Annotated in this window: 23 protein-coding genes; 14 read left to right on the forward strand and 9 right to left on the reverse strand. The window is 57.3% G+C overall.

Features of this window, described 5'->3' with window-relative positions:
* The first annotated feature begins 220 nt into the window (after window positions 1-220).
* Window positions 221-1,042, forward strand: coding sequence for a hypothetical protein (locus B2R17_RS02420; protein WP_286762694.1), 822 nt, complete (start codon window positions 221-223; stop codon window positions 1,040-1,042).
* A gap of 4 nt (window positions 1,043-1,046) precedes the next feature.
* Here B2R17_RS02420 and B2R17_RS02425 read toward each other — a convergent pair whose 3' ends face one another.
* The 4 genes from B2R17_RS02425 to B2R17_RS02440 form a co-directional block, all read right to left on the reverse strand.
* Window positions 1,047-2,177, reverse strand: coding sequence for an ATP-grasp domain-containing protein (locus B2R17_RS02425; RefSeq protein WP_286762695.1), 1,131 nt, complete (start codon window positions 2,175-2,177; stop codon window positions 1,047-1,049).
* A gap of 13 nt (window positions 2,178-2,190) precedes the next feature.
* Window positions 2,191-2,565, reverse strand: coding sequence for an acyl-CoA thioesterase (locus B2R17_RS02430; RefSeq protein WP_414707206.1), 375 nt, complete (start codon window positions 2,563-2,565; stop codon window positions 2,191-2,193).
* A 23-nt stretch (window positions 2,566-2,588) separates the two neighbouring features.
* On the reverse strand, window positions 2,589-2,909 hold the full coding sequence (locus B2R17_RS02435) for a metal-sulfur cluster assembly factor (RefSeq protein WP_007326213.1): 321 nt from the start codon (window positions 2,907-2,909) through the stop codon (window positions 2,589-2,591).
* 61 nt (window positions 2,910-2,970) lie between these two features.
* Entirely contained in the window at window positions 2,971-3,561 is a 591-nt protein-coding gene (locus tag B2R17_RS02440) for a ComEA family DNA-binding protein (protein ID WP_286762697.1), read from the reverse strand.
* A 253-nt stretch (window positions 3,562-3,814) separates the two neighbouring features.
* Between B2R17_RS02440 and dapB the strand changes: the two genes are divergently transcribed.
* The 5 genes from dapB to B2R17_RS02465 all read left to right on the forward strand — a co-directional run bounded on the left by dapB (window position 3,815) and on the right by B2R17_RS02465 (window position 12,025).
* On the forward strand, window positions 3,815-4,657 hold the full coding sequence (gene dapB / locus B2R17_RS02445) for a 4-hydroxy-tetrahydrodipicolinate reductase (protein ID WP_286762698.1): 843 nt from the start codon (window positions 3,815-3,817) through the stop codon (window positions 4,655-4,657).
* Between the two features lie 91 nt (window positions 4,658-4,748).
* Entirely contained in the window at window positions 4,749-5,657 is a 909-nt protein-coding gene (locus tag B2R17_RS02450; RefSeq protein WP_286762699.1) for a 1,4-dihydroxy-6-naphthoate synthase, read from the forward strand.
* 93 nt (window positions 5,658-5,750) lie between these two features.
* Window positions 5,751-9,266 (forward strand): serine/threonine-protein kinase, encoded by a 3,516-nt coding sequence (locus B2R17_RS02455; protein ID WP_339887562.1) that lies wholly within the window; start codon window positions 5,751-5,753, stop codon window positions 9,264-9,266.
* A 74-nt stretch (window positions 9,267-9,340) separates the two neighbouring features.
* Complete coding sequence (locus B2R17_RS02460; protein WP_008656739.1) at window positions 9,341-9,736, forward strand: hypothetical protein; 396 nt, start codon at window positions 9,341-9,343, stop codon at window positions 9,734-9,736.
* 144 nt (window positions 9,737-9,880) lie between these two features.
* Window positions 9,881-12,025, forward strand: coding sequence for an FAD-dependent oxidoreductase (locus B2R17_RS02465; RefSeq protein WP_286762701.1), 2,145 nt, complete (start codon window positions 9,881-9,883; stop codon window positions 12,023-12,025).
* A 55-nt stretch (window positions 12,026-12,080) separates the two neighbouring features.
* On the opposite strand, the gene B2R17_RS02470 is transcribed toward B2R17_RS02465, so the two are convergent.
* Window positions 12,081-13,181, reverse strand: a complete 1,101-nt coding sequence (locus B2R17_RS02470; RefSeq protein WP_008669837.1) for a sigma-54 interaction domain-containing protein — start codon at window positions 13,179-13,181, stop codon at window positions 12,081-12,083.
* Window positions 13,182-13,236: 55 nt separating this feature from the next.
* Entirely contained in the window at window positions 13,237-13,842 is a 606-nt protein-coding gene (locus B2R17_RS02475) for a nitroreductase family protein (RefSeq protein WP_008669839.1), read from the reverse strand.
* A 153-nt stretch (window positions 13,843-13,995) separates the two neighbouring features.
* On the opposite strand from B2R17_RS02475, the gene B2R17_RS02480 reads away from it, so the two are divergent.
* The 4 genes from B2R17_RS02480 (at window position 13,996) to B2R17_RS02495 (ending at window position 19,100) form a co-directional block, all read left to right on the forward strand.
* Window positions 13,996-15,369, forward strand: coding sequence for an aldehyde dehydrogenase family protein (locus tag B2R17_RS02480; protein ID WP_339887567.1), 1,374 nt, complete (start codon window positions 13,996-13,998; stop codon window positions 15,367-15,369).
* Between the two features lie 64 nt (window positions 15,370-15,433).
* Entirely contained in the window at window positions 15,434-17,038 is a 1,605-nt protein-coding gene (locus B2R17_RS02485; RefSeq protein ID WP_286762702.1) for a phytoene desaturase family protein, read from the forward strand.
* Window positions 17,035-17,886, forward strand: coding sequence for a lysophospholipid acyltransferase family protein (locus B2R17_RS02490; protein WP_286762703.1), 852 nt, complete (start codon window positions 17,035-17,037; stop codon window positions 17,884-17,886). The genes B2R17_RS02485 and B2R17_RS02490 overlap by 4 nt, the downstream gene beginning before the upstream one ends.
* Window positions 17,883-19,100 carry a glycosyltransferase family 2 protein gene (locus tag B2R17_RS02495; RefSeq protein WP_286762704.1) on the forward strand — a complete coding sequence of 406 codons (1,218 nt, stop codon included), beginning with the start codon at window positions 17,883-17,885 and terminating at the stop codon, window positions 19,098-19,100. Before B2R17_RS02490 ends, B2R17_RS02495 begins: the two co-directional genes overlap by 4 nt.
* Before the next feature lie 113 nt (window positions 19,101-19,213).
* Here the strand turns inward: B2R17_RS02495 and B2R17_RS28255 are convergent, their stop codons facing one another.
* Genes B2R17_RS28255 through B2R17_RS02505 form a run of 3 tightly spaced genes read right to left on the reverse strand, consistent with a single transcriptional unit; the run spans window position 19,214 to window position 20,503 of the window.
* On the reverse strand, window positions 19,214-19,807 hold the full coding sequence (locus B2R17_RS28255; RefSeq protein ID WP_339887570.1) for an HNH endonuclease: 594 nt from the start codon (window positions 19,805-19,807) through the stop codon (window positions 19,214-19,216).
* On the reverse strand, window positions 19,804-20,301 hold the full coding sequence (locus B2R17_RS02500) for a hypothetical protein (RefSeq protein WP_286762705.1): 498 nt from the start codon (window positions 20,299-20,301) through the stop codon (window positions 19,804-19,806). The genes B2R17_RS28255 and B2R17_RS02500 overlap by 4 nt, the downstream gene beginning before the upstream one ends.
* Complete coding sequence (locus tag B2R17_RS02505; RefSeq protein WP_286762706.1) at window positions 20,279-20,503, reverse strand: hypothetical protein; 225 nt, start codon at window positions 20,501-20,503, stop codon at window positions 20,279-20,281. Before B2R17_RS02505 ends, B2R17_RS02500 begins: the two co-directional genes overlap by 23 nt.
* 313 nt (window positions 20,504-20,816) lie before the next feature.
* Between B2R17_RS02505 and B2R17_RS02510 the strand changes: the two genes are divergently transcribed.
* From B2R17_RS02510 to B2R17_RS02525, 4 genes are all read left to right on the forward strand, one after another.
* Window positions 20,817-22,133, forward strand: a complete 1,317-nt coding sequence (locus B2R17_RS02510) for a cytochrome c (protein ID WP_286762715.1) — start codon at window positions 20,817-20,819, stop codon at window positions 22,131-22,133.
* Window positions 22,130-22,306 carry a hypothetical protein gene (locus B2R17_RS02515; protein ID WP_008656728.1) on the forward strand — a complete coding sequence of 59 codons (177 nt, stop codon included), beginning with the start codon at window positions 22,130-22,132 and terminating at the stop codon, window positions 22,304-22,306. Before B2R17_RS02510 ends, B2R17_RS02515 begins: the two co-directional genes overlap by 4 nt.
* Entirely contained in the window at window positions 22,303-23,373 is a 1,071-nt protein-coding gene (locus tag B2R17_RS02520) for a COX15/CtaA family protein (RefSeq protein ID WP_286762707.1), read from the forward strand. The genes B2R17_RS02515 and B2R17_RS02520 overlap by 4 nt, the downstream gene beginning before the upstream one ends.
* Window positions 23,374-23,386: 13 nt before the next feature.
* Window positions 23,387-24,270 (forward strand): protoheme IX farnesyltransferase (locus B2R17_RS02525; protein ID WP_286762708.1); only part of this gene is annotated, 884 nt, incomplete at its 3' end.

Raw genomic sequence — 24,270 nt, forward strand, 5'->3', positions numbered from 1 at the left:
AACCGATTCGCGGAGCCGAGGATCCATCACAAGTTTGCTTAAGCGACCAAGAATTACTAGCACGGAGGTGAGTTATCAAAGACTCAATTGTGAGTCGTCGTTTCGGCCATTTGCATCTATACTAACGCCGAAACCGCCTCACCAATTGGCCCGCATCTCGCTGGAGCGGCCCGCCAGGTTTCGCGAGACGCCCTCCATTCCTTTTGCCAACGATTTCTAGATGCCGATTCGCTTGCAATGCTCCTGTGGCAAACAACTCAGCGTCCGCGATGAATTTGCCGGAAAAGCGGTCAAATGCTCGGGCTGCAGCAAAGCAATTCGCGTGCCCGCATCAGGCGGGGGGGGTAAAACCGCCGCCGCGAAAACGGCAAAACCCAAAGCCGCCGCCGCTCGCCCCGCAGCGGCTCGACCAGCCCCCGCGGCATCACAATCAGACTCTCTCGACGATTTGTTCGCCGAAGAAGGTTTCGATCGCCAAGTTTTCGCGGTCTGCCCGTCCTGCAGATCCGAGATGGCAGCCGGAGCGGTTTTGTGCACCAAATGTGGCTACAACAAAGAAACTGGCACGAGCCTGGAGAGCCACAAGGTTGCCGGCGTCGACATCGACATGGGCACTCTGGCGCTCATGAAAGCGGAACAGGACATGGTCCGCGATGTGGCTTTGCAAGAAAAAATGCACAAAGGTGCAGGCATGCCTCCGTGGATGCTGGCTTTGATCCTCTTCATCCTCGGCAGTGCCGTCACAATCGCGGTCTTGGCCGTGAACGCTTCCCGCCGGGTCGAGCAGTTGCAGTTCAAACCACTGCAAATGTTCTGCAACCTGGGCGGAGCCGCGTTTGCGATGGTAGCCATCGGTGCAGTGCTGACCCTGATCGCCCGCGCTTTCAAAGTCAGTCGCAATGAGGGCCTTTTGTCGCTGACGATCCTCTACGTCCCGGTCTTCGTGATTCGACATTTCCGTGACAACTGGAAAACGGCAATCACCGCAATCATCTGTGGCGGTTGTGCCGGCGGCTTCTTCGCCGCGGCTTCTCGCATGTGATGAATTAGGATTCGCCGTCCCTCGGCGATTCGATCTGAACGTCGCCTTCTGACGTCCAACAAACTTGCCGCGGTCCAACACGAAGTTGCCCGCCGGCGATCCACCGCTCACAGCTCGACTCTGGATTCCAGATCGAAGTCAGATTCTTATCCGTCATTTGTCGGATACCGATGTAGGACGTCGTCAGTCGAGGATTGATTTCGATCACGCAGTCGTCTTCGATTCGGTCCCCCAAGACAACGTCGATCCCCAAGAACCCACGCAGCGGTTCAGGCAAAGCACGCGTGACTTGCTCGGCAAGCGAAACGACTCGCGATTGCAGTTCGGATTCAATCGGTCCGCTGCCGCCGGTGTAGCACGCCTTCCAAACGTCGGATCGATTCGCGGAATCGGAATCATCCTCGTCTAACCGACAGTGCTGCCAAACCGCGGGACAAATGACTTGATCGGCGCCTCCCTTTGTCGTTCCGCCAACCACCAACACAGAAGCAGGCCGCCCCTCGACCCATGCTTGAACGAGGTCGCCGCTCGCCATGGTCGAACAAGCCGCTTGCAAATTGTGGAATACGAGAACGGAATCGGAACCACATCCGTCACGCGGCTTTCGCACCCAACGTTTCGCTTTCAATCCGATGGTACCGAGTCCGCTTGGTCGTCGTGTCCCATCCGCATCGAGCCTCGATTCGCTCGACCAAGCCATCGGCGTTGGGATGTCATTTTCCACCAACCATTTCGCGCTCAACCATTTGTCGCTGGCCATACGAAGTGTCGCCTGATCGGCCGAGAGCACGTCCAGTCCCGCCTCGCGAAAGGACTGGACCATCTGCCCGAGTTCATCATCGGTTTCGGGCGCAACGACGAGGGCAATGTCACAAGTTTTCGCGATGGCCAACCACTGCTCGCGGACGTTTTCCCCGGATCGAAGCGGAACGCAACGAACCGAATCTCGCATGCGATCGAAGCTTAAATTCAACCTGGGATCGATCGGCGTGACCACTTCGGCCCAGTCGGCGAAATCGGTGACCAAGGCTCGCCACATCGCGAGTCCTTCGCTCAGCAGCGAAGAAGGGATTTGATCATCGGGCGTGGACGCCATGCCACCGCCACAAAGAAATTCGCCGACAAAGACTCGCATGCGGGGATCGCCGTCAGCGAGTTTCCAGGTTCGGCAAACGAGCCAATTTGCCGGTTCGATCGACGCACGCGATTACCGAATCCGCTTCGACGATCAATTGGTCGCCACGGTGAATTTGGTAGAGATGCCGCATTCGAACTTTGCGAATTTCGACAACGGTGGTCGTCAGCTCCAACCAATCATCGAACTCGGCAGGAGCGAAATACTTCACGTTCATTTCGGCGACGACCAACATTCGGCCGTCGTCTTCGATCGTTTTGTAATTGTGTCCGAGATCGCGCAGCATCTCGACACGCCCACGCTCGAAGTAATTCAGGTAGTTGGCATGGTGAACTCGACGTTGCCCATCCGTTTCCTGATAGGCCACGCGAAATCCGTATTTATGCATGGGCAGCGAATCCGTCACCGCGACTAAAAGATGCCGAGGTGATCGCGAGCTTCGTCGGTCATGCAGTCCGGAGTCCAGGCTGGCTCCATGACAACTTTCACGTCACAGGTGTCGACTTCTTCGAGTGACTCAGCGGCGTTCTTGGTTCCTGCGACCAACTGAGGACCAGCTGGACACATGGGGCTGGTCATCGTCATTTCGACATTCACGTCGTGACGGCCGTCCTCTTTTTCCTCACCGACTTGGACGACATACACCAATCCCAGGTCAACAATGTTGACGTACAACTCGGGATCGATGACCTCTTTGAGGGCTTCGCGGACTTTGTCTTCGGCCAGAGCCATTGGAATGCTCGTTGAATCACGTGGTTGGGAATCGTTTGCCGACGTCGACGTGTGGACGCGGTCAGTCCGAAAGTCGGCCGGAGGCGACTCTCGCGAGATGTTCATCATGGCCGCCACCCCCGAAATCGTCAAACCGATCGGTCGCCGCCGTCGGATTTGCTGTCGAGGGCTGATCGGCTTTTCGCCCGTGCTTCGTTGAGGTTTCCCCGAATCCCGAGCGATCGGAGCCCGCCAATTGCTCGGGCGACGCCGGCGCAGGTTGCGTGACGTGAACCCAGGGTCGCAGCGAATGCAACAACTTTGGGCCGACGCCGTGAACTGCCAACAAATCCTCGACCGATGCAAATGGGCCATGAGATTCTCGATGCCGGACAACCCGATCGGCCAATTTGGGACCAATTCCCGGCAACAATGACAATTCACGAGCGTCGGACGAGTTCAACCCAATGCTCAACTTGGCGGACGCTTCCGGTGATTGACCGGCGGTTTCCAGGCTCGATCGCGAAGAAGTCGTTTGCATCCAAGCGACCGCCGCGATCAGGACCGCGACGCTCATTCCCAACTGCAATCCGGGATGAGTCAGAACGCACGTTGTCCGATCAGCGGGCCCCGCGTCAGCAGCAGTCTCATTTTGGCCGTCAGTGGCGGGCATCGACATTCCTAATCGAGCGTCCCTCGTGGAAATTTGCTGCGAACGTCTCTTCGCTGCGAGCTCATTCTGGATTTGGGGCAGGGCGGGACAATGCGTGAGAGTCGCACATCGTTATTCAAAGGCTAACAACGACAAAAAACATGACTCCATGGGCGGCCCGTCGTCCGACCTGTTGGTTCGTTTGTGGGGTCGCTAGATTGAAGCCTTCGCGGTGTGATCGCAGTTCATTTCCTCTCACAGACGGTTCCATTCGGTGGCAGATTCAACAGGCCCGATTTCTCTTACAGTTCATGGTGCAGCCGGTCGCATGGGACGCCGCGTCGTGGCTCTTGGTTTGGCGGATCCCAACTTTCAATTGGTCGGTGCCATCGATCACGCCAAGTCGGATCACCTCGGCCAAGATTCAGGTGCCGTGGCCGGCGAAGCCCCCTCGGGCATTCAAATTTCTTCGCATTGGCCAGTGCTGGACGATTCAGCCACCAACCAAGCCGTGATCGACTTCTCGCTTCCCGAAGCCATCGACGGCTGCGTCGAACACTGCGTGAAAGTCGGCTCGCCGTTGGTGGTGGCGACGACGGGTTTGTCTGATGAACAAAAGCAAAACCTGTCCGAGGCTGCTTCGTCGATTCCGGTCGTCTGGGCACCGAGCATGTCGTTGGCGGTCAATTTGTCGATGAAGATTTCCGAACAGATCACCGCCGCATTGAAAGATGTCGCCGGTGGTCTGGACGTTGAGATTTTGGAGCGGCACCACCGCTTCAAAGCAGACGCTCCCAGCGGCACCGCTTTGAAGTTTGGCGAATTGATTGCTGGACAGTTGGGTGAATCCACCACGCATGTTCACGGTCGAGAAGGTCACACGGGCGTTCGAACTCGCGAAGAAATCGGCTATCACGCCATTCGCGTGGGCGACAATCCGGGCGAACACACGATCGTGTTTGGGATGTTGGGCGAGAAAATTGAGCTCAACGTCGCCGCCAGCAACCGCGATTGCTATGCGTCGGGTGCGTTGGCTGCCGCGAAATGGTTGATCCACCAAAACAAGGGCCCAGGCCTGTACAGCATGTTTGATGTGCTGGGCATGTCCAACAATTGAGCCCATCACAGCCCCGAGGCTTGGCCCTCAGATTTGCACGGGCCCACAGACGCTCGGCTGCACACTCATGGCCCCTAGATAAACGGAACCGGTGAACTCGATCCAATCTGTCCCGCACGAAGTTCGAATCGGCGAAGGCCCTGAGCTTCACCTGGGAATTTCCACGTGCCCCAACGACACCTTTGCTTTTTCGGGGTTGTTGGATGCGGCGATGGCCCCCGGCGAGTCGTCGTTTGACACCGGTGGCTTTACATGGCGAATCGAGTTGTTGGACATTGACGAGCTGAATCAGCGCCTACTGGCAGGCGAATTCGACTTGGCGAAGACCAGTTTCCATGCGGCGTTGCTGATGGCCGGTGAGACTCAGGTTTTACCGGTGGGATCGGCACTTGGGTTCGGCGTCGGCCCATTGCTGCTTTCAGCCCACAACGGAGCCAAGCCACAAACTCCGGATCAAATCACGCTGTGCCCCGGCGAACACACGACCGCACATCTGTTGTTTCGGCTGTTCTATCCAGACTCCACTTCGGTGCGTCAGGTCGTGTTTTCCGAAATCATGCCGGCTCTTCAGCGTTCCGAGGCGGATTTCGGAGTCTGCATCCACGAAGGGCGTTTCACCTACGCGGAATCGGGCCTGCATTTGGCTGCTGACCTCGGAAATCTCTGGGAAAACGCAACCAAACGTCCCCTGCCGCTGGGCGGCTTGGTGATGCGAGACCGGCATTCCCCCGCCACGATGGGGGCGGCCTGCGACGTGATTCGCCGGTCGCTCCAATCAGCTCGGCAGAATCCTGATTCTGCGCTGCCCGCGATGCGTCGATACGCCCAGGAAATGGACGATTCGGTGCTGATGCAGCACGTGGACCTGTACGTCAACGACTGGACCGTGGACCTCGGATCGGTGGGTCAAGACGCGCTCACGACACTCTCGGAAATGGCCCAAGAAGTCGGCTTGGGATCGGCGAAGCTACGTTTTTTCTGCGGCGAAACCGGTATCTAGCCGTTGAGTTTGTTTGCCCGCGCCGGTTGAAAGAACTATCCTGAGTGGGAATGGACTGCCTCTTCTCTTCTGTCTTTTCCGCCGCTGCGTCGCATGGATTCCCGGTCGCTCTCATCAGCCGATTCCTCGCATCCGGACCGTTCCGCGGTTTTGCCGGAGGGATCCACGGTGCACCGACCCAAACCAGCACCGGCAAACCAAGACGACTCGCCGCAAGAATCATCCGACCCTTCGTTGGTCGAACCGATCGTCGATGCGGATGATGAATCGTTGCAGGACGATCAGCGAGCATCCGGTGGATCGAAGTCAGCTCGTTCGAATCAGCCGTATCCGATTGATGAGGTGATCGAGGGTGCTGACACGGTGATCCGCGCTGGATCGAGCCGATCAAACATCTCGGCCACTCGATCGCACAGAATGTCGGGTGAGCCGTTTCGACTTCGAGACTCTTCGCACGCGTCGCATCGACACAACACGCCCGCATCAATCACGCGAGATCTTGGTGGCCAGCGTCTCAATCACTTCTTGCTGCTAGATCAAATTGGCGGCGGCGGGATGGGTGCCGTCTTCCGCGCCCGCGATGAACAACTGGGACGGACCGTGGCGGTGAAGGTCATCCCGTTCGCGGCCGATGACCCCGACTTGCAACGACGCTTCCGAAACGAAGCCCAAAGTGCCGCGAAGCTGGATCACCCGTTGATCGCTCGCGTTTTCGATGTCGGCAACGATGGCCCGTGGCACTACATCGTCTTTGAATACATCGACGGTGCCAATGTTCGCGACATGGTCGCCAATGGCGGACCGTTGTCACTCGATGACGCGTTGTTCTTCACGACCCAAGTCGCCGAGGCAATCGGACACGCATCACGGCGAGGCATCGTTCACCGAGACATCAAACCATCCAATGTGATCGTCACGACCGATGGTGAGGTCAAGCTCGTCGACATGGGGTTGGCTCGGTCGGACAACTTCGACACCAGCGAAGACATGACAGCCAGTGGCGTCACGCTGGGAACGTTCGATTACATCTCACCCGAACAAGCCCGCGACCCAAGATTGGCCGACATCCGCAGCGACTTGTATTCGCTGGGATGCACGCTGTTCTACATGTTGACCGGATCGCCACCGTTCCCTGGCGGAACGATGCTGCAGAAGTTGCTCAGCCACGGCAACGCTGCGATTCCAGATATCCGCGAACACCGTGAGGATGTACCGCCGGAGATGACGGCGATCCTGAACAAGATGCTCGCGAAACTTCCCGAGGAACGTTATCAGCGCAGCGAAACGCTGATCGCGGACCTGCGAGAACTGGCCTCGCGAGAGAACTTGCCACGCAGTCGCGGCGTCACCGTTCCGACCGTGGAAGATCATGATCACCGCGAATCGATGCGACGGTTGCGTCGCCATTTGCCTTGGATGATCGCCGCAGGAATTCTGCTCTTCAGTGCACTCGCGGTGGAACTGCTTTCCATGCCGTCGCGGCGGGACTTCAGTCTCGCGATCGACAATTCGGTCTCGCCTGATGCAACTGAATCCGTCGCACCGCGATCGACCGAAAACCTGCAAGACGTCATCGGTTCAACCGATTTAGAGACGTCGCGGCCGTTTTCGCAAGGTGCACCAACTTCGACATCAACGAGCTCTCCAGCGACCGAAACCGCCGGCGCAATGGACCCGCGAAACGGGTCGTCGGCAGGGCAGGGTGCCTTGCTGCCGCCAGGCCAACTGCCGGCAACATCCGTCGGCGATCGGCTGCCCAGCGGAACATCCGCGACTGGAACGGCTGCTGAACAAGCTCGCGCCACCGGCATCGGCGGAACCGAACCTTTGACGGCGATCGATCAAATCGCTGAAAGCGGCATGACGGGACGCAGCACAACGCAACAAGATCCATCAATCCCACCGTCGATTGATCCCGATTCTGTCATCTCAGCTTCGACGCCTCTCGCCGGTGGAATGACGGTCAACGATTCCGCGACATCCGTAGACGGGAGCGGCACCGACGGTTCACCTTCAATCGGAATTGATCCGCCTCGCATCAGCGGCCTGCCTCTTCCGCCTGGAATGACGGGTGAGCCCTACCAAACACTGCCGTTGGCCCCAACCGTCCCCAGCGTTGTCAATCGCGAAGGAGCCTCTGGCAACAACCCGATCTACACCGCGACTCCAATGACGGGCGGACCGATGATTGGGCCCGTCAACGCAAACCCACTGACGGGCGAATCGGTTGGTTCGGCGACCACGTCCGACTCCGTCGCAGCCAACATGCTGCCCCCAAATGCCACGAGCTCCTCGCGACCGCTCGCCGGCGGCGACTCGTCCGGCGATTCCGTTGCCACCAAGGATTCGGATACCAATCTGCCAGTGGCGACAACGCCGCCCGAACCCATTCGAGTTCAGATCGTTTCGACCGAAGCACTACGAGTTCCCCAGCTTCGCGAAGAAGCCGCTCGCGCCGGCGTGCAGCTTGCCACGACTTTGTCTGATGCATTACAGCTGGCCGACGAGTTGGAAATCGATCGCATCGACATTGCGACACCACAACTCGTATCCGCGCCGGTAACGATCCCGCGCAGTGATTTGATTCTTTCGTCCAGTCTGCCTGGTGGGACTGAGATTTTGTTCCGTTCAACCGAGAACGTGGACATGCAACGCAGCGAGATGATGACTATCGGTTCTCACCGAATCGAGATGTCAGGGCTGCATTTTTTCTGGACCGTGCCGGCAACGGAAACCGACGGCGGAGCCCTGTTCGCCATCAACGACAACCGCCGCGTCCGCCTGCGTGATTGCACGGTGACGATCGACAACGCTTCGCGTCGGGACGATGTGCAAGCTTTCAGCATCGTCACCGATCCAGAACGGCTGCCTTATGACCGAATCGAAAGCGGCGGTGTCTCAGATACCAGCGGAGCGTTGCCGTTGGTTTCCATTGAACTGTCCAACGTGATCGTTCGCGGTCAAATCACGATGTTGCGGATGGACGTCGCCGCCGAACTTCAATTGCTTTGGGAAAACGGATTGCTGGCGGTTTCACGCCGAATGATCGAAATGGGCGGTGCACTTCAACCACCTCACCCCTCATCGGGATCCGTGCGATTGTCGCTGGAGCAGCTGACCGCGATCACGCCCAAAGGGCTGCTGCAAATGCGGATGGGCGTCAGCGCGCCCTACCCGGTCGAGATCGAGCGACGAGCCGAGGAATGCGTCTTTGTCGTCGACACGGGAATTCCTCACATTGAATTAACGGGAATCCCACGTGTCGACCGAGATGAAATTTGGGTCCGTTTGCGTGGCTCAGGCAACGCCTACGACACCGACACCGCTTTGGACGACCCAATGCTGCTGATTCGCGACGAATTGGGGCAAACCAGACTCACTACGATGAGCGATATCCTGGAAATCCTTGAAAATCCGCCGCCTTGGATGAACGAACGCCCACCACGTTGGACCGTCCGTTGGACCGAACAACTGCCCGAATCCACCCCCTCTAGCCGGTGGTCACCGCGAGACTTTAGGCAAGATGGATCAGTTGTGGGTGGATTCCAGGAACGGTCTCTACCTAGAATGCCGATGGAACGTACATTTGACTTTCCCCCCACACCGTGACTTTAATGGTGCGTCGACGGCCTCGTCGGCTCCCGCCTAAAACCCACCTGATCTTTACTTGAGGAACCTGCTTGATGAAACGCTTGGCTCTTGTTCTGGGCATCGCTGCCTGCTTTTCCACCCCATCGTTCGCGATCAGCGAATTTGGCAAACAGTGGAAAGCTGACTACATCACTGAAGACACCGACGCTGATTTCGTGAAAGCAACTCGCAAAGCCGGTTGCAATCTCTGCCACGTCAAAGGTGCACCAGAAAAGAAAGAAGCTCGCAACGAGTACGGACGTGCATTGCACAAACTGCTCGACAAGAAGGACTTCCCCAAGGAATACTTCAAAGAGCATCCAGAAGAAGCCGCCGCAAAAATCTCGGCCGCTTTCAAGAAAGTTGCTGAAGTGAAGAGCAAAGACGGCAAGACCTTCGGCGAAAAAATCAAATCGAACGAATTGCCAGCGACCGACGCTGGTCTTTGATCGCCCCGGACCATGGTCTGGGTTTCAATGAAGCCCATGACGCATGCTGAGTTCGACTAAACTGCGAAGCCCGATGAGTGTCCCACTCATCGGGCTTTCTTTTTGACCTGCCCCACCATCCTTCCCCACCCGGATCCCAACCCCATGCGTTCCGCTGCTTGGAGCCATCGTCTGTCGATGTGCTCGATGATTCTTGCCACGTTGTTGCTCTTCCCCACCTCACGCACAAATGCTGAAACGTCCCACGACGTTGTCGTTTACGGTGGAACCGCAGCCGCCGTTACCGCAGCGATTCAATCTGCTCGCATGGGGCAGTCGGTCATCATGGTTTCGCCCGACAAACACTTGGGCGGTTTGACCAGCGGCGGACTCGGCTGGACCGATACCGGCAACAAAGGTGTGATTGGTGGCCTCGCGAAGGACTTCTACCACCGCGTCTACAAGCACTACCAAGACGACTCGTCCTGGAAATTCCAAACGCGAGAGAAGTACGGCAACCGCGCCCAAGGGCACCGGGCCAGTGACGATGATCAAGCAACGATGTGGGTGTTTGAACCACACGTCGCCGAAAACATCCTCGATGAGATGTTGGCCGAACACGACATCACCGTCGTTCGCGACGCTTGGCTGGATCGGGAAAAGGGAGTCAAGAAGCAGGATGGTCGCATCCAGTCCATTCAAACCCTGGACGGAAAAACCTACCCGGGAAAGATGTTCATCGATGCCACCTACGAAGGCGACCTGATCGCCGCGGCGGGAGTCCAAACAGCTCACGGCCGCGAAGGAATCAAAGATTACAACGAACCTCACGCGGGAGTTCAAACCGGCGTCCTGCATCACTCACACCACTTTGATGTGCTGCCCAAACGAGTTGATCCGTATGTCGTACCGGGCGACCCAAGCAGCGGCGTGATTCCCTTGGTCAGTCCCGATCCACCAGGCGAGTTCGGATCCGCTGACGATCACGTGCAAGCTTATTGCTTCCGCACGTGCATGACCAATCACCCAGAAAACCGCGTCGCGTGGAAGCGTCCGGAAGGCTATGACCCCGCAACATACGAGATCATGGCTCGTACTTTCGAAGCCGGTTGGCGAGATGTGTTCAAGAAATTCGATCCGCTGCCAAACCATAAAACGGACACCAACAATCACGGCCCAGTCAGCTTCGACAACATTGGTGCCAACTACGACTACCCCGAAGCGACCTACGAACGTCGCCAAGAAATCATTCAGCAGCACGAAGATTACCAACGCGGATTGCTGTACTTCATCGCCACCGACCCAAGGGTACCAAAGGAAGTCCAAGACGAAATCAATCAGTGGGGATTGTCGGCGGATGAGTTCACCGACAACGATCACTGGCCGCACCAGATCTACGTTCGCGAAGCCCGACGGATGGTCGGCCAATTCGTGATGACCGAGAACCATTTGCGAAAAGACTTGCCCACCCCTGACTCCGTCGGCATGGGTTCCTACGGAATCGACTCGCACAACACTCAGCGATACATCACACCGGAAGGCTACGTGCAAAACGAAGGCGACCTCGGCGTTTCAACCCGCGGCCCATACAAAATCGCGATGGGTGCGTTGCTTCCAAAACGCGACGAGTGCGAGAATTTGCTTTCACCGGTTTGTGTTTCAGCCACTCACGTCGCGTTCGGTTCGATCCGTATGGAACCAGTCTTCATGATCCTTGGTCAATCCGCCGCGACGATCGCCGCACTAGCCAACCGATCCGACACCGCCGTTCAAGACGTACCCTACACGGACGTTCGCAAGCGTCTGCTCGATGACGAACAAATCCTGGAAACGCCAGCGAGCGTTGCGAAATCCAGCCATCCTGAGTCGCTGGATCTGAAAACCGTCGAAGGCGTCAGCGTCGATGACACGCAAGCCGAACGCATTGGCGGTTGGATCCAAAGTCATGCTTCGGGCAACTTCTACGGCTCGGGCTATCACCACGACGGCAAAGTCACCGATCGCATCAAGCAAGCGATCTACCAGGCGGATCTGCCGAAATCGGGTCACTACGAAGTGCGACTGAGCTTTCCCACCAACTCCAACCGATCCAAACAAACTCGCGTCGATGTCCATCACAAAGCGGGCACGACGACACATCGAATTGATCAAACGCAGATCAAATCCGATTCCAAATCCAGCAAGCTGCTGTCGTTGGGCAACTATGCGTTCGACAAATCACAACCCGCGAAAGTGGTTATCTCGAATGAAGATGCCAACGGCTACGTCGTGATTGACTTGGTCAATTGGTTGCCAATTGACGCTGAATGAACTAGCCCTGCGAGTGAACTAACTCGGCGATTGAACCAGCCCTGAATGCTCGCGATCAATCGTCGAGGTTCAGGCCGTAGTCCTTCATCTTTTTGGACAATGTGTTTCGGTTCATCCCGAGACGCGACGCGGTTTTGGTCTGCACGCCGCCGCACCGCAGTAACAACTGAGAAATCAGTTCGCGTTCGACTTGATCGACGACGACCGAGTGCAAATCCTCGGCGTCGTCGGCTTCGTCCAAACCGCGTTGGACGACGATCCGAGCGAGCGTTTTCAGATCCATTCGATTGATATCAAGTGCCGCATTTGCACCGGCGGGTGCTCCCGGCGCGACGTCGGCCGGACGCACTTCATTCATTCCGTTGGAAACCGGCGGTGCCTGCAATCCACCCGCGGCACTGGTCAATTCGCGAACCGGCGCGCTGTGATGAGGATCGCGAACGCACAGAGGCAATGCGTCGAGCACCAACTCATCGGTGTCGCTCATCACGACCGCTCGCTCAACATAGTTTTGAAGTTCGCGAACGTTCCCCGGCCAATGGTAATCCTGCAACGCACGCATCACACCTGAGCCCAGGTGCGAGACATAGCGGTCGTTGACCTCGTTGTAGTGATCCAAGAAGAACGCCACGAGCGCTGGGATGTCTTCACGACGGTGACGCAGCGCAGGCAGCTCGATTGGCACCACGTTCAATCGCCAATAAAGGTCTTCCCGGAACTCTTCGAGCTGCACCTGACGCATCAAGTCGCGGTTACTGGCCGCAATGATTCTCGCGTCGGTCCGATGACTCGACGTGTCACCAACTCGTTCGAATTCCTTCTCCTGCAACACTCGCAGAAGCTTGACCTGCAACGTCAACGTGGTGGAGTTGATCTCATCGAGAAAGATACTGCCCCCGTCGGCGGCTTCAAAACGACCGGCTCGGTTGGCGACGGCACCGGTAAAGGCGCCACGCACGTGCCCGAACAATTCGCTTTCCAGCAGACTCTCGCTCAGAGCACCGCAGTTGACTTTGACGAACGGGCCGCCACTGCGGTGGCTCAACCGGTGCACCGCTGACGCGATTAGTTCTTTGCCCGTTCCGGTTTCTCCAAGGATCAGCACCGACGCATTGCTCACCGCGACCTTTCGCGTCACGCGATCAACTTCACGCATCGCGGGCGAATGGCCGATGACGCCAGGCAGGAGCTGTCCTCGAGAACTCACGAAATCACAACCAAGGTGCTGTTTGCCCGAACGCATCCATGAAGACTTGATTCTTCAATGGAGTTCTTTCCCGGACGCCGCTTTGACGGTCTTCCAAGACTTGCTCGGCGTCGGTGTTGGGTTCACGTTCGTCGGCGTACCCGATGGCGATCGCCGTGGCCGGTTCGTAGCCTTCGGGAAGCTGATATTGGCCTCGAACTTGGCTCAAATTGACACCGGCCATTTGATGCACCTGCAAACCCAAGGAGGTCGCTTGCAGTGACATGTGAGCCGCCGCCGCACCGAGGTCGTGTAGAGCGACTCGGTTCGGTTTTTGGTTGTACGAAAAATTGGTGCGAATGACGGTGCAAATCAACACACCGGCTCGCGACGCCCAATCCCGGTTGGCTTCTAATAGACACTGCAACATCGCCTCGAACGCTTCACCGTCTTGGCGACGTGCGACAATCCATGACCAAGGTTGATCATTGAAACTGCTGGCGGCCCAACGAGCGGCTTCCAAGCACCGACGCAACTTGTCATCTTCGACTTCACGCCCATCAAATCGATACGGGCTCCATCGATCAGCGATGACGGGCAATACTTCCAGATCCGTTTCGTTGACTGCCATCTTCCATCCAACGCTTACAAGATTGTTTTGAACAACGCACCCCAGGTCGCCACGTCAGAAAACGCGAATTCAAACCGTCCTGGTGCGGAGCGGATAGGTTATCACGGCGGCTCAAACTGGGCTACGTGGTCGATTCGCGAGCGATGTCAAATTGTGGGTCGAGCACGCGACGAAATCGCATCACGAGTTGATCAGTTGACACGCTTGAGTCGAAGCGAACAACGCACCGACGACGCAGAAACGGTGGCGTCGGAATTGATCCCCTTGTGCGACGCATTGCGGTGGATCGGCAAGCACGGCAGGAAAACACTCGCACCCCGAAAGGTCGGTTTGAAGGGCCGTCCGGTGTGGATGTGGGGCGTCCGCAGCGTTGTCGAGCGAGTCCCGCTTGGGCGCGTTCTGATCCTCGGAACCTGGAACTACCCGCTGCTTTTGACGGGAGTGCAAATGGCTCAGGCTCTGGCGGCCGGCAACGACGTTTGGCTCAAACCGGCTCCCGGATCAGAAACCGTCACGGCGGAGTTGGTCGCCGCATTTGTGGCCGCGGGTGTTCCCGAATCGGCCATCACATTGTTGGACTCATCCACCGAGGCGGCGATCGAGGCACAATCAAAGGGCGTTGATTTGGTCGTCCTGACTGGATCAGCGCAAACCGGAAAACAGGTCCTCAAGCAATCTGCTGATACACTGACTCCATCGATCATGGAATTGTCAGGCGTTGACGCGGCGATCGCTCTGCCCGGTGCCGATGTGGACCGAGTGATTGATGCCCTTGCGTTTGGGTTGCTGTTCAACAGCGGAGCGACCTGCATCGGCCCACGTCGATTGATCATCCCCAATCATCCAACGACGTCGCAGATCACTCCACGACTCATCGATCGACTGCGAAACGCGAACGAAGTGTCCGTCCATCCGGCCGCACGTTCCGGCGTCGCCGACTTGATCGACGATGCGTTAGAAAACGGTGCCGAGGATAATCTAGGTCAATACAAATCCGATAGACTTCGCCAGAAGGGCAAGATGCACCCGGTGGTGCTTCAAAACGTGCCGGATGACCACGCGATCCTGCGGAGCGATGTGTTCGCACCGGTCATCTCGATCATCCCGGTTCAAAAAACCGAACAAGCCGTGCGAATCGTCAACGAATGCCCGTACCGTTTAGCGGCTTCCGTTTTCGGCCCAGTGTCCGAGGCTCGCGAGTTTGCGGAACGCTTGGATGTCGGCGTGGTCACGATCAACGACGTGGTCGCACCAACCGCCGATCCACGTTTGCCCTTTGGCGGTCGAGGTCAAAGCGGCTTTGGAGTGACCCGGGGGCCGGAAGGGTTGCTCGCGATGACGGGGTGCCGAGTCATTGCGACTCGGCGTGGCCGCGGGGCAATGCACTTGTCACCTCGAAACGATGCAGACGCCGAGTTGTTGTCGGGCGTGCTGCAATTGTCCCACAGCGAGGGCTGGGGGCGGCGAATTGCAGCTCTCCGCCGCGTCACCACTGCCGCCTCCCGGTGGCGTGCATTAAAAAAGTAGGGCGTTTCGAATCGAAACCGCCCACATTTGCCCGGAACGTTTCCCCACGGATCGAAAGCCCCAGATGATCGCCACCCAATCCGCCGCAAATGCCCCGTACGCTCCAGCCGAGAAGACATCCAATCCGCAACACGTGGTTGTCGTTGGTGGTGGATTGGCCGGATTGTCATCCGCATGCGTGTTGGCAGCCCGCGGTCACAAAGTCACGCTTTGCGACAAAAATGATTGGGTCGGTGGCAAAGCGGCCGTGCACCAGACCGAGGGCTACCGGTTCGACATGGGGCCGACCATCTTGACGCTGCCCAGCGTTCTCAGGCGAGTCTTCACGGAAGCTGGTCGGAAGATGGAAGACTATCTGGAACTCGTCGCATTGGATCCGCAGTGGCGTTGCTTCTTCGAAGCCACCCCGCAATCCGGCACCACCGACAACACGGTGTTGGATTTGGTCGCTGACGTCGAGCAGATGAAACGCCACCTGCGTGAGTTCACGGGCGGCGAATCAACCGGCAAAGGCTACGAATCGTTCATCGAACGAAGCAAGCAACTTCATGGCGTCTCGGATCGTTTTTTCTTTTGGCGATCGATCGGTGGACTGGCGGACACAATGGAAGTCGGCGGTGCATTCTCCGCCGCGGTGCTGAAAGATGTTCTATCGCTCAAAATGGGGCGCAGTGTTGCTTCCATCGTTCGCTCACACGTTCCGGAACATCGTGTGTCACAAATGATGGATCACTTCACTCAGTACGTTGGCTCATCGCCATACGCATCACCGGCGGTATTGTGCAGCATCGCTCACATGCAAACCGAAGAAGGCATTTGGTATCCGATCGGCGGCACGCGAGCGGTCCCCAAAGCCTTGTCAAAACTTGCCGGTGAACTCGGCGTCGACATCCGAACCGGAACGGACATCCTTCGGATCGAAACCGGTGGTGGGTCCGTCAGCGGAGTGACCACCGCGGGTGGCGAAACGATTGCCTGCGATGCCGTGGTGAGTAACTGCGACGCGGTTCGAACCTACCGCGAATTACTCAGCGGTACACCGGAGTCGACCAAATTTGAAAAGTCCAATCGCTACGAAGCCGCCTGCAGCGGCGTGGTTCTGTATCTGGGACTGAACCGGCGATACGAACAGTTGCTACATCACAACTTCGTGTTCTCCAAAGATCCCGAAGAAGAGTTCGACTACATCTACAAAAAGGGTCAGCCGGCTCCCGACCCAACGGCCTACGTTTGTGCTCCCGCGATTAGCGAACCCGAAGTGGCACCGGACGGTTGTGAATCGCTGTACATCCTGGTTCACACACCGTATCTTCGCCCCGGTCATGATTGGAAAGCGATGCTACCGGGTTACCGTGACGTGATCTTGGACAAATTGGAACGGACTGCCGGAATGGAAAGCATTCGTGATGCGATCGTCACGGAAGATTCGCTGACCCCCGAAGGCATCCACAACCGTTACCGAGTCCTCAACGGCGCGATCTATGGTTTGGCCAGCCATGGAAAGTTCACCGGCGCATTCAAACCAGGCAACCGCCGCAAGGATCTGCATGGTCTGTACTTGGCCGGCGGCGCTGCCCACCCCGGACCTGGCATGCCTATGGTTCTGATGAGTGGCTGGATCGCGGCGGATTCTTTGGACCAAGACGTCACCAACGGAAAATTCGCGTGACGGCAGACTCCGACGTCATTGCGAAACCAGCGGATTGGTTTCAGAACGGATTCCATCGATTCCTACACTCTTACCTCCGTCGCAACTTTCATGCGATCGCGTTCGCTCGCGAAACGGAACTGCAGACGCAGTTTCAATCGTTGGCCGCAGCGAATCCGGATGACGCGCAAGCCTCACCGATGGCGGACGGCAGCGTTCCGCTGATTGTTTACAGCAATCATGCCTCATGGTGGGATCCGCTGCTGGCGCACTTCATCAACGAACGATTGCTGTCGCCACGACAGTTCTACGCACCGATCGATGCGGAAGCTTTGCAGCAATACAAGGTGTTCGAAAAGCTCGGATTCTTCGGTGTGCAATCGGATTCGAATCGGGGCGCAGCCCAATTCCTAAAGACCACGGCGGCATTGTTCGGGCGTGAGCACAGCGCATTGTGGGTCACACCGGAAGGTCGTTTCGCGGACGTTCGTGATCACGAGGCGGAGTTGATGCCTGGCCTATCACATGTGTGCTCGAAACTTGACCGAGGCTGGGTCGTGCCTCTGGCGATGGAGTACGTATTCTGGGACGAGCGATTGCCGCTTGTCTTGTTTCGATTCGGCGATGCGATCGCAATCCCCACCGCGAGCGACTGGGACAAACAACAATGGTCAGAAGAACTCACCGAGCGTCTTCGGTTCAGTCAGTCGCGACTGGCAAAACTTTGCATTGATCGATCCAGTGAACCATTTGAAAATTTGCTTCGCGGTAAACGCGGCGCCTCCGGAATGTATGACACCGCGAGACGCTTGAAGTCTTGGATGACGGGTCGATCATTCCAAGCCGGCCATGGAGATCAATTCCAATGATCGCTTGGCTTCAATGGTTCATCATCGCCGTCCTTCCGTTTGTTTCGCTGGCTTTGGTAGCTTTGGCAGCGGGCATGTTCGTTTCCAACCTGTCGCTGTTCATGGATGGCGAGTCTGCTGAAGCGATCAAGGCCACCGAACCGAACGATGACAGTCCATCTCGGGTGTCGGTGCTGATCCCAGCGAGAAACGAAGAAGGCTCGATCCGTGCTTGCGTCGAATCCATTTTGCGGTCCGTGCAAGTTACCCTCGAAGTCATCGTGCTAGACGATGGTTCAACCGATCAAACAGGCTCGATCGTCCGCGAACTGATGCAGCAAGATCAACGGGTCAAGTTGATTGAGGGCATCGACTTGCCGAAAGGGTGGAACGGAAAGCAACACGCTTGCTACCGATTGGCTCAGCATGCCGAATTCAAACACCTTTTGTTTTTGGATGCCGACGTGCGACTGGAACCAACCGCTATCATCGGTCTTTGCCGACGACGAAGGGTTCAACACGAAGGCGGCGACATCGGCTTGCTCAGTGCATTCCCTCGGCAAGTGACCGGCACGCTGGCGGAGAAACTGCTGATCCCGATGATGCATTTCATCTTGCTTTCTTACTTGCCGTTCGCTCGCATGCGAGGCAGCCACCATCCTGCGTATGCATCCGGATGTGGGCAGTTGTTCTTTACAACGCAGGACGCCTATCAAGCGGCGGGAACCCACGCCGCGATTCGATCCAGCCGTCACGATGGGCTGAAGTTGCCCAAAGCATTTCGCGAAAATGGAATGTTGACGGACTGCGTGGATGGATCGCAATGGGCGAGTTGCCGGATGTACACAACAACAGGCGAGGTCGTGCAGGGACTGCTTAAGAATGCTCACGAAGGCATCGCGAATGCTCGGTTGCTGATTCCATTCACGATTCTGTTGGGCGGAGCAAATCTGTTGCCCTGGATCACACTTGCGTTTGCTTTTTCAAAGCGCTCAAGTTTGGTCGCAGAAGGCTTGCCGGTCTCGACGTCTGTGGTGATTGGGATCCTGGTCAGCACCATCGCGATCTTAGTCAGCTACGTGCCTCGATTGACCGCCGCGATCCGTTTGCGTCAAAGCATCGTGGGTTCGATCCTGCATCCGATCGCCATCCTCGGCTTCCTACTGATCCAGTGGTGGGCGTACGCAAACCACCTTCGAGGCCGCCAAGTCACCTGGCGCGGCCGCCTGGGCTGATGCACGCTGCTTCACAGCGAAGCCTGGCGTCTCATGCAGGAGTCAAGGCACTCCGTTGTTTTGAAGCGAGGTCGCGAAATTTGTTTAGGCTGCTCACTGGTCTGCTACCCATTTCAGTATGACCTTGGTAGTTCGCCTCGTTCCCGTCGAGCGTGCCAACTCCGAGGAATTCCTTCTGGAGCGTTGTTGGTGGGCGGCCGTCGTCTCGCAAGGTTGGGGAGATCGTCAGGGAAACGCGTCAATTGCTCCAGCAATTCTTCGTCGTGATCGCTAGCAAGCTGCACGATGCGAATCCATTGATGACGCCACTTTCTCATTACCGGAGAATCAAGGTCGAGCTGCAGGATCAGTTTCCACGTTTCTGGATCAGTGCCAGTGATGGCTCCGTCGAGATGCGACACGACAGTTCGGTTAGTTAGGTACTCCAACGGATCATCAACTGGGTGTCCTGACTTAACCAAATTGCAGCGATGGCAGGAGTAGACAAGATTCAGATAGTCGAGCGTGCGGCTGGTGGACACCGACTGAGGTGAGAAATGATCAAGGTCAAACTCGCCGATAGTCGTTCCCCAAGTCTCTCGTTTCAAGCAATAGACACATCGGAAACAGAAGTCATCGCGAAGCCAAGGCCGATAGGATTCGTATCGTCTATAACCGCCTGGATGGTGGCGGCGATGGGTGCGAGGATCGGGGTAATCGAAAATCAATTCCCTGGCTCTTCGTCCCGAACCGACAGTAGCTTTGCGTGCAAGGCTTTCATTCCTTCCATCGGCTGGCTTTTCTCTGAATCGACCACCATCCGCATCGCCTCCGTCAGCCGCGCCAATTCAATTTGCTCTTGAACCGTGATCGTCTCCTGAATTTGACGGTCAATCAGATCCATACGACGAGCGTTCATCGCAGAAGTCCACTGCGTCGCATTCGTCGATGATTGTTTACCCTCGATCTTGGCGATCGCCTTAGCAACCAACGAAGGAAAATCATCCAATGCCATCCCGGAGTCCAGCAGCGTTTCAACCACGGCTTGTAGCGTCGCAGCTTGGTACTCGTCCTGGGAGGCACTTGGTGGGAGCCCAGTGATCACATCGAGGAGGTTGAGTTCAATGTGCTTTAGAAACTGCCGTGACCAAAAATCCTGGTCATCCGAGATGAGATCTTTGTTCGGATGTGGCGTTTGGCTAGGCGGCTTTTCGGTCGGCATAGACAGTCTGTTCCCTGGCAATCGCCAACATGAGTGACTGCATGGCAATCGGGGCAGCCTGTTGGTAGTGCGAGAGCGTCACGCAATTGGTGGAATCACTCTTCGCCGCAATCTGCTTTGCCTGTTCCGTCACCTCGTCAGCGAAAATCGTTTTCCACTGGGCGAGAGCTTTCGCAGCTTGAGTTTCGATCGAAACCTTCATTTGCAACCTCCTGTTTGCACGATGCCGGTCTCTCCGATTATTGCGATTTGCATGACACGTCACAAGCTCAGAACTTTGAGCGTGCGGAGGCTGGTTCGCTCTGCTTGGGATCACAGAGGTAGGCGAATCGCCGCAGGGCCGTTTCCCTGCGTCTTTTTTTCCGGTTGGCTCTTGTGGGCAAATGTGCTCCGATTGGGCGTTTGACTCGTTTTCAAGTGCAAGGATTTCTTCGTTGTTTGGGCCTCATTCACGTCTTTGGTTGCTGGCCGCTGCGTGCTGCCTTCCCGTTGGGGTCGGCTGCAGCGACGGCACGATGGAGTTTGAATCCAATCGCGTTCATGCGATGGCACTCGAACGCTCTCGCGATGTCCCCACCGAAGCGGCTCTCGCCGATGTGGAATTGGTCATCGCCGAGCTGTTCGGAACGCCGGAAGAGCCCGCTTGGCCGGCAGATCATCTCACCGGCGAACTTCGCGAACTGGTGTCGCTGGAACGATTGCAACAAGCCTCCGGGTCCGTCGAAAGCGACGCAGAGAACGTGCACCGTGGGCTGTACACCGAACACTGCGTCATTTGTCATGGGGTTTCGGGCAGCGGAACCGGTCCTGCATCGATGTACCAGTGGCCTTACCCACGCGATTTTCGAGCTGGTGTGTTCAAGTGGAAATCGAGCGAGCGAGATGCCAAACCGACTCGTGATGACCTGAGACGACTGCTGCTAAACGGGATCCCCGGATCGCCCATGCCTTCGTTTGCGACCGTCACGCCCGACGACCGCGAAGCGTTGATCGACTATTTGATCTACCTCTCCATTCGTGGTGAAGTCGAACGTCAGCTTTTGGCTGCCGCGATCGATGACCTTGGATACGAAGAAACGCCGCCGAGCGATGACTTGCGGTTGCGAGTAGCAACCACCGAAGAAAGCGATCCGGGGAAAGATGAGGATGGGAATATCATTTTCACGGACCTGAACCAGTCCAGCCGTGACGAACCGAAGTCGGATGAATCGGATACCGTCGATGCTCAAGTCGTTTCGACCGAAGGGGAACTCGTCGCGATTTCTGTTTTGCAAGACGTTGTGAGCGAGTGGAACGAGACAACAGTGGCTCCCGTGCCCGCGGAACCGATTCCCAACGCCGCCGACGAACTGCACGCCTCGATCGCCCGGGGTTCGATGCTGTTCGGCGGCCAGATCGCGAATTGTGCTGGGTGCCACGGACCGGGAGGGCAGGGTGGCATGCCGCTGAACGACCTGGATGATTGGACCAAAGAATTCACGACGCGGATCGGTATCACGCCGACCGATGCTGATGCGGTCAAACCCTTCCAAAAGGCGGGTGCGTTACCACCGCGAATCATCCAGCCCCGGCGATTGGCCGGCGGGGTGCTGCGTGGCGGCGATGATCCCGAGACGATTTTCCGCCGAATTCAGCATGGAATCGCGGGAACACCGATGCCGGGCATCGATTTGAGCAAGTCGGCGGCGGGCACAACCGGTTTGACCCCTGGAGACGTTTGGGACTTGGTTCATTACGTTCAGTCCTTGGTCCAGCCCACGCCCAAACCGTCCGTGCGTGTGGCGGAGGACAAAAATCCCCCTGCCGCCGCAGAAACAGGTGTTTCCTCATGAGTCGCGACAATTATCGAACCATCGGTGCGATTGTGGGTTTGGCCTTGGGCATTGGCGTCATGTTCTTGTTCGGGATGTCGGGAATTGTCGCCGGAGCCGCATTTGGTGCTGGCGGATGCGTGATCGGTGGGATCGCGGGAGAACAGATTTTTGACCGACGAGGACAGCGATGAGCGAAGTTGCTGATTCCGAAAACAGAACATCGCCGCAGATGCCCGAGACGCCGGCCAATTCGCATGGCGAAGAGAAATCAAACGAGCCAACCTCTCAATTGGTCCCAAAATGGCCATTCCGGCTGACCCGCGTGATGGTTTGTCTGACCTGGCCACTGATTTGGGTCGGCGGCTTGGTAACGACCTACGACGCTGGGATGTCGGTGCCGGATTGGCCGGGGACATATGGGTACAACCTGCTTCTGTATCCAATTTCGACCTGGTTGTTTGGACCGTTTGATTTGTTCATCGAGCACGGTCATCGCTTGCTGGCCGCGTTGGTGGGATTCATCGCGATCGGATTGGTGATCGCCTCTCTGAAAACCGAAAAACGCCGCTGGGCAATTGGACTGTCCGTGATGGTTCTGGCGGCCGTGATCGGGCAGGGCGTTCTGGGAGGTTTGCGGGTGACGCTGAGTGCCCGGACGCTGGCGATGATCCACGGATGCGTCGGCCCCGCGTTTTTTGTCTTGTGCGTGATTGCCGCCTGCGTCACCGGACGAAAATGGTTGGCCGCTTCAGTGCGACAATCCGCCGAGGGAACTTCCGAGCGAACGCCGACCGCATTCTGGCCGATCTCGCTGCTGGTTTTGGCCTACATGCAGTTGGTTTTGGGGGCGATGATGCGTCACGCCTTGCCCGGATTCAGCCCGGTCGGATTCGCTCATATCGTCAAGACTCACATCACGATCGCCTTCGTGTTGTGGCTGACAACCGGATTGGCGTACTGGCGAATGCGACGCTGCGGCGATTTGACGCTGTCGCGACCGGCGGGTGCCTTGATATGCTTTGTGGCCATTCAAATCGGCTTGGGGTTCGCGACCTGGATCGTCAACTACGGCTACCCACGGATGCTGGCTTCGTTTTCAGCTTCTGACTCGTATCTCCTGCACAGCAAGAACGTGTTGGATGCGTGGATTGTGACGGGGCACGTCGCGACGGGGTCGTTGATTTTGGCGGTTTCATCGCTCCTGCTGGTCCGGTTGCTACGCCGCCGCCGCGTTTTATCCTTTTCTGTCTCATCCTGAATCCGGAACGATCATGGCATCTGATTGCCGCGAAACGCTCGAGATTGTCGCCGGGAGCGGTCTGTCCCTCGATGACCGATCTCTCCAGAACTTGGGCTCGCTTCCTCGCAGTGTTGCTGCGAATGGACCGGTTTCTGCGAGTGGATCGACCGCCGTGCTGGAACCCAAGCCGCGGATGAAAACTGTTTCCCGCCCGCGTCCCTCGACCGATCGAGCCAGCACGTTGAATGATGAAATTCCCGTGCAAGAAACCAACGCGAACGCCGAAACCTTGAACGCTGACTCGCAAGCGAAAACGGGTGTCGCCGCGAGTGCCAATCGCAGTGTCTTCGCCGACGTCATTGAGCTGACCAAACCTCGCATCGTCACGATGATTCTGGTCACGACCGTGGCATCGGCTCTGATCGCCGGCAGCGCGACGCTGACGTTGATCGATTGGTTTTGGTTGATGATCGGAACCGCTTTGATCGCGGGCAGTGCGGGCGCAGCCAACCAAGTTTGGGAATGCCGAATCGACCGCAACATGCCGCGGACCGCGAATCGGCCCGTCCCCGGTGGCCGGATGAGCTACGCCGTCGCGGTTGCTTTGACCGCCGCCAGCGGAATCGCTGGAGCAGCCATTCTGTGGCTGGGCAATGGAATGATTCCCGCGTGCGTTGGCATCGCGACTTGGTTGATTTACGTGCTGGTTTACACCCCGATGAAAACCCGCACCGCTTGGAACACAACCGTCGGCGCGATCGCCGGAGCTCTTCCTGTGTTCATCGGTTACACCGCCGCCGGTGGCACCCTGACGGAATTGCCCGGTTGGATGTTGTTTGGCGTGCTGGCGTGTTGGCAGTACCCCCACTTCATGGCCATCGCCTGGTTGTACCGAACACAATACGCCAAGGCCGG

It is taken from the genome of Rhodopirellula sp. UBA1907 (assembly GCF_002337565.1).
Taxonomy (GTDB): domain Bacteria; phylum Planctomycetota; class Planctomycetia; order Pirellulales; family Pirellulaceae; genus Rhodopirellula; species Rhodopirellula europaea.

Excerpts from the sequence above, each read along its gene's own strand:
- B2R17_RS02465 (WP_286762701.1), top strand. The coding sequence starts at position 9,881 with ATGCGTTCCGCTGCTTGGAGCCATCGTCTGTCGATGTGCTCGATGATT.
- B2R17_RS02495 (WP_286762704.1), top strand. The coding sequence starts at position 17,883 with ATGATCGCTTGGCTTCAATGGTTCATCATCGCCGTCCTTCCGTTTGTT.
- B2R17_RS02440 (WP_286762697.1), bottom strand. The coding sequence starts at position 3,561 with ATGCCCGCCACTGACGGCCAAAATGAGACTGCTGCTGACGCGGGGCCC.
- B2R17_RS02425 (WP_286762695.1), bottom strand. The coding sequence starts at position 2,177 with ATGCGAGTCTTTGTCGGCGAATTTCTTTGTGGCGGTGGCATGGCGTCC.
- B2R17_RS02460 (WP_008656739.1), top strand. The coding sequence starts at position 9,341 with ATGAAACGCTTGGCTCTTGTTCTGGGCATCGCTGCCTGCTTTTCCACC.
- B2R17_RS02485 (WP_286762702.1), top strand. The coding sequence starts at position 15,434 with ATGATCGCCACCCAATCCGCCGCAAATGCCCCGTACGCTCCAGCCGAG.
- B2R17_RS02515 (WP_008656728.1), top strand. The coding sequence starts at position 22,130 with ATGAGTCGCGACAATTATCGAACCATCGGTGCGATTGTGGGTTTGGCC.
- B2R17_RS02435 (WP_007326213.1), bottom strand. The coding sequence starts at position 2,909 with ATGGCTCTGGCCGAAGACAAAGTCCGCGAAGCCCTCAAAGAGGTCATC.
- B2R17_RS02520 (WP_286762707.1), top strand. The coding sequence starts at position 22,303 with ATGAGCGAAGTTGCTGATTCCGAAAACAGAACATCGCCGCAGATGCCC.
- B2R17_RS02430 (WP_414707206.1), bottom strand. The coding sequence starts at position 2,565 with ATGCATAAATACGGATTTCGCGTGGCCTATCAGGAAACGGATGGGCAA.
- B2R17_RS02500 (WP_286762705.1), bottom strand. The coding sequence starts at position 20,301 with ATGCCGACCGAAAAGCCGCCTAGCCAAACGCCACATCCGAACAAAGAT.
- B2R17_RS02505 (WP_286762706.1), bottom strand. The coding sequence starts at position 20,503 with ATGAAGGTTTCGATCGAAACTCAAGCTGCGAAAGCTCTCGCCCAGTGG.
- B2R17_RS02470 (WP_008669837.1), bottom strand. The coding sequence starts at position 13,181 with ATGCGTGAAGTTGATCGCGTGACGCGAAAGGTCGCGGTGAGCAATGCG.
- B2R17_RS02475 (WP_008669839.1), bottom strand. The coding sequence starts at position 13,842 with ATGGCAGTCAACGAAACGGATCTGGAAGTATTGCCCGTCATCGCTGAT.
- B2R17_RS02510 (WP_286762715.1), top strand. The coding sequence starts at position 20,817 with ATGGAGTTTGAATCCAATCGCGTTCATGCGATGGCACTCGAACGCTCT.
- B2R17_RS02420 (WP_286762694.1), top strand. The coding sequence starts at position 221 with ATGCCGATTCGCTTGCAATGCTCCTGTGGCAAACAACTCAGCGTCCGC.
- B2R17_RS02455 (WP_339887562.1), top strand. The coding sequence starts at position 5,751 with ATGGATTCCCGGTCGCTCTCATCAGCCGATTCCTCGCATCCGGACCGT.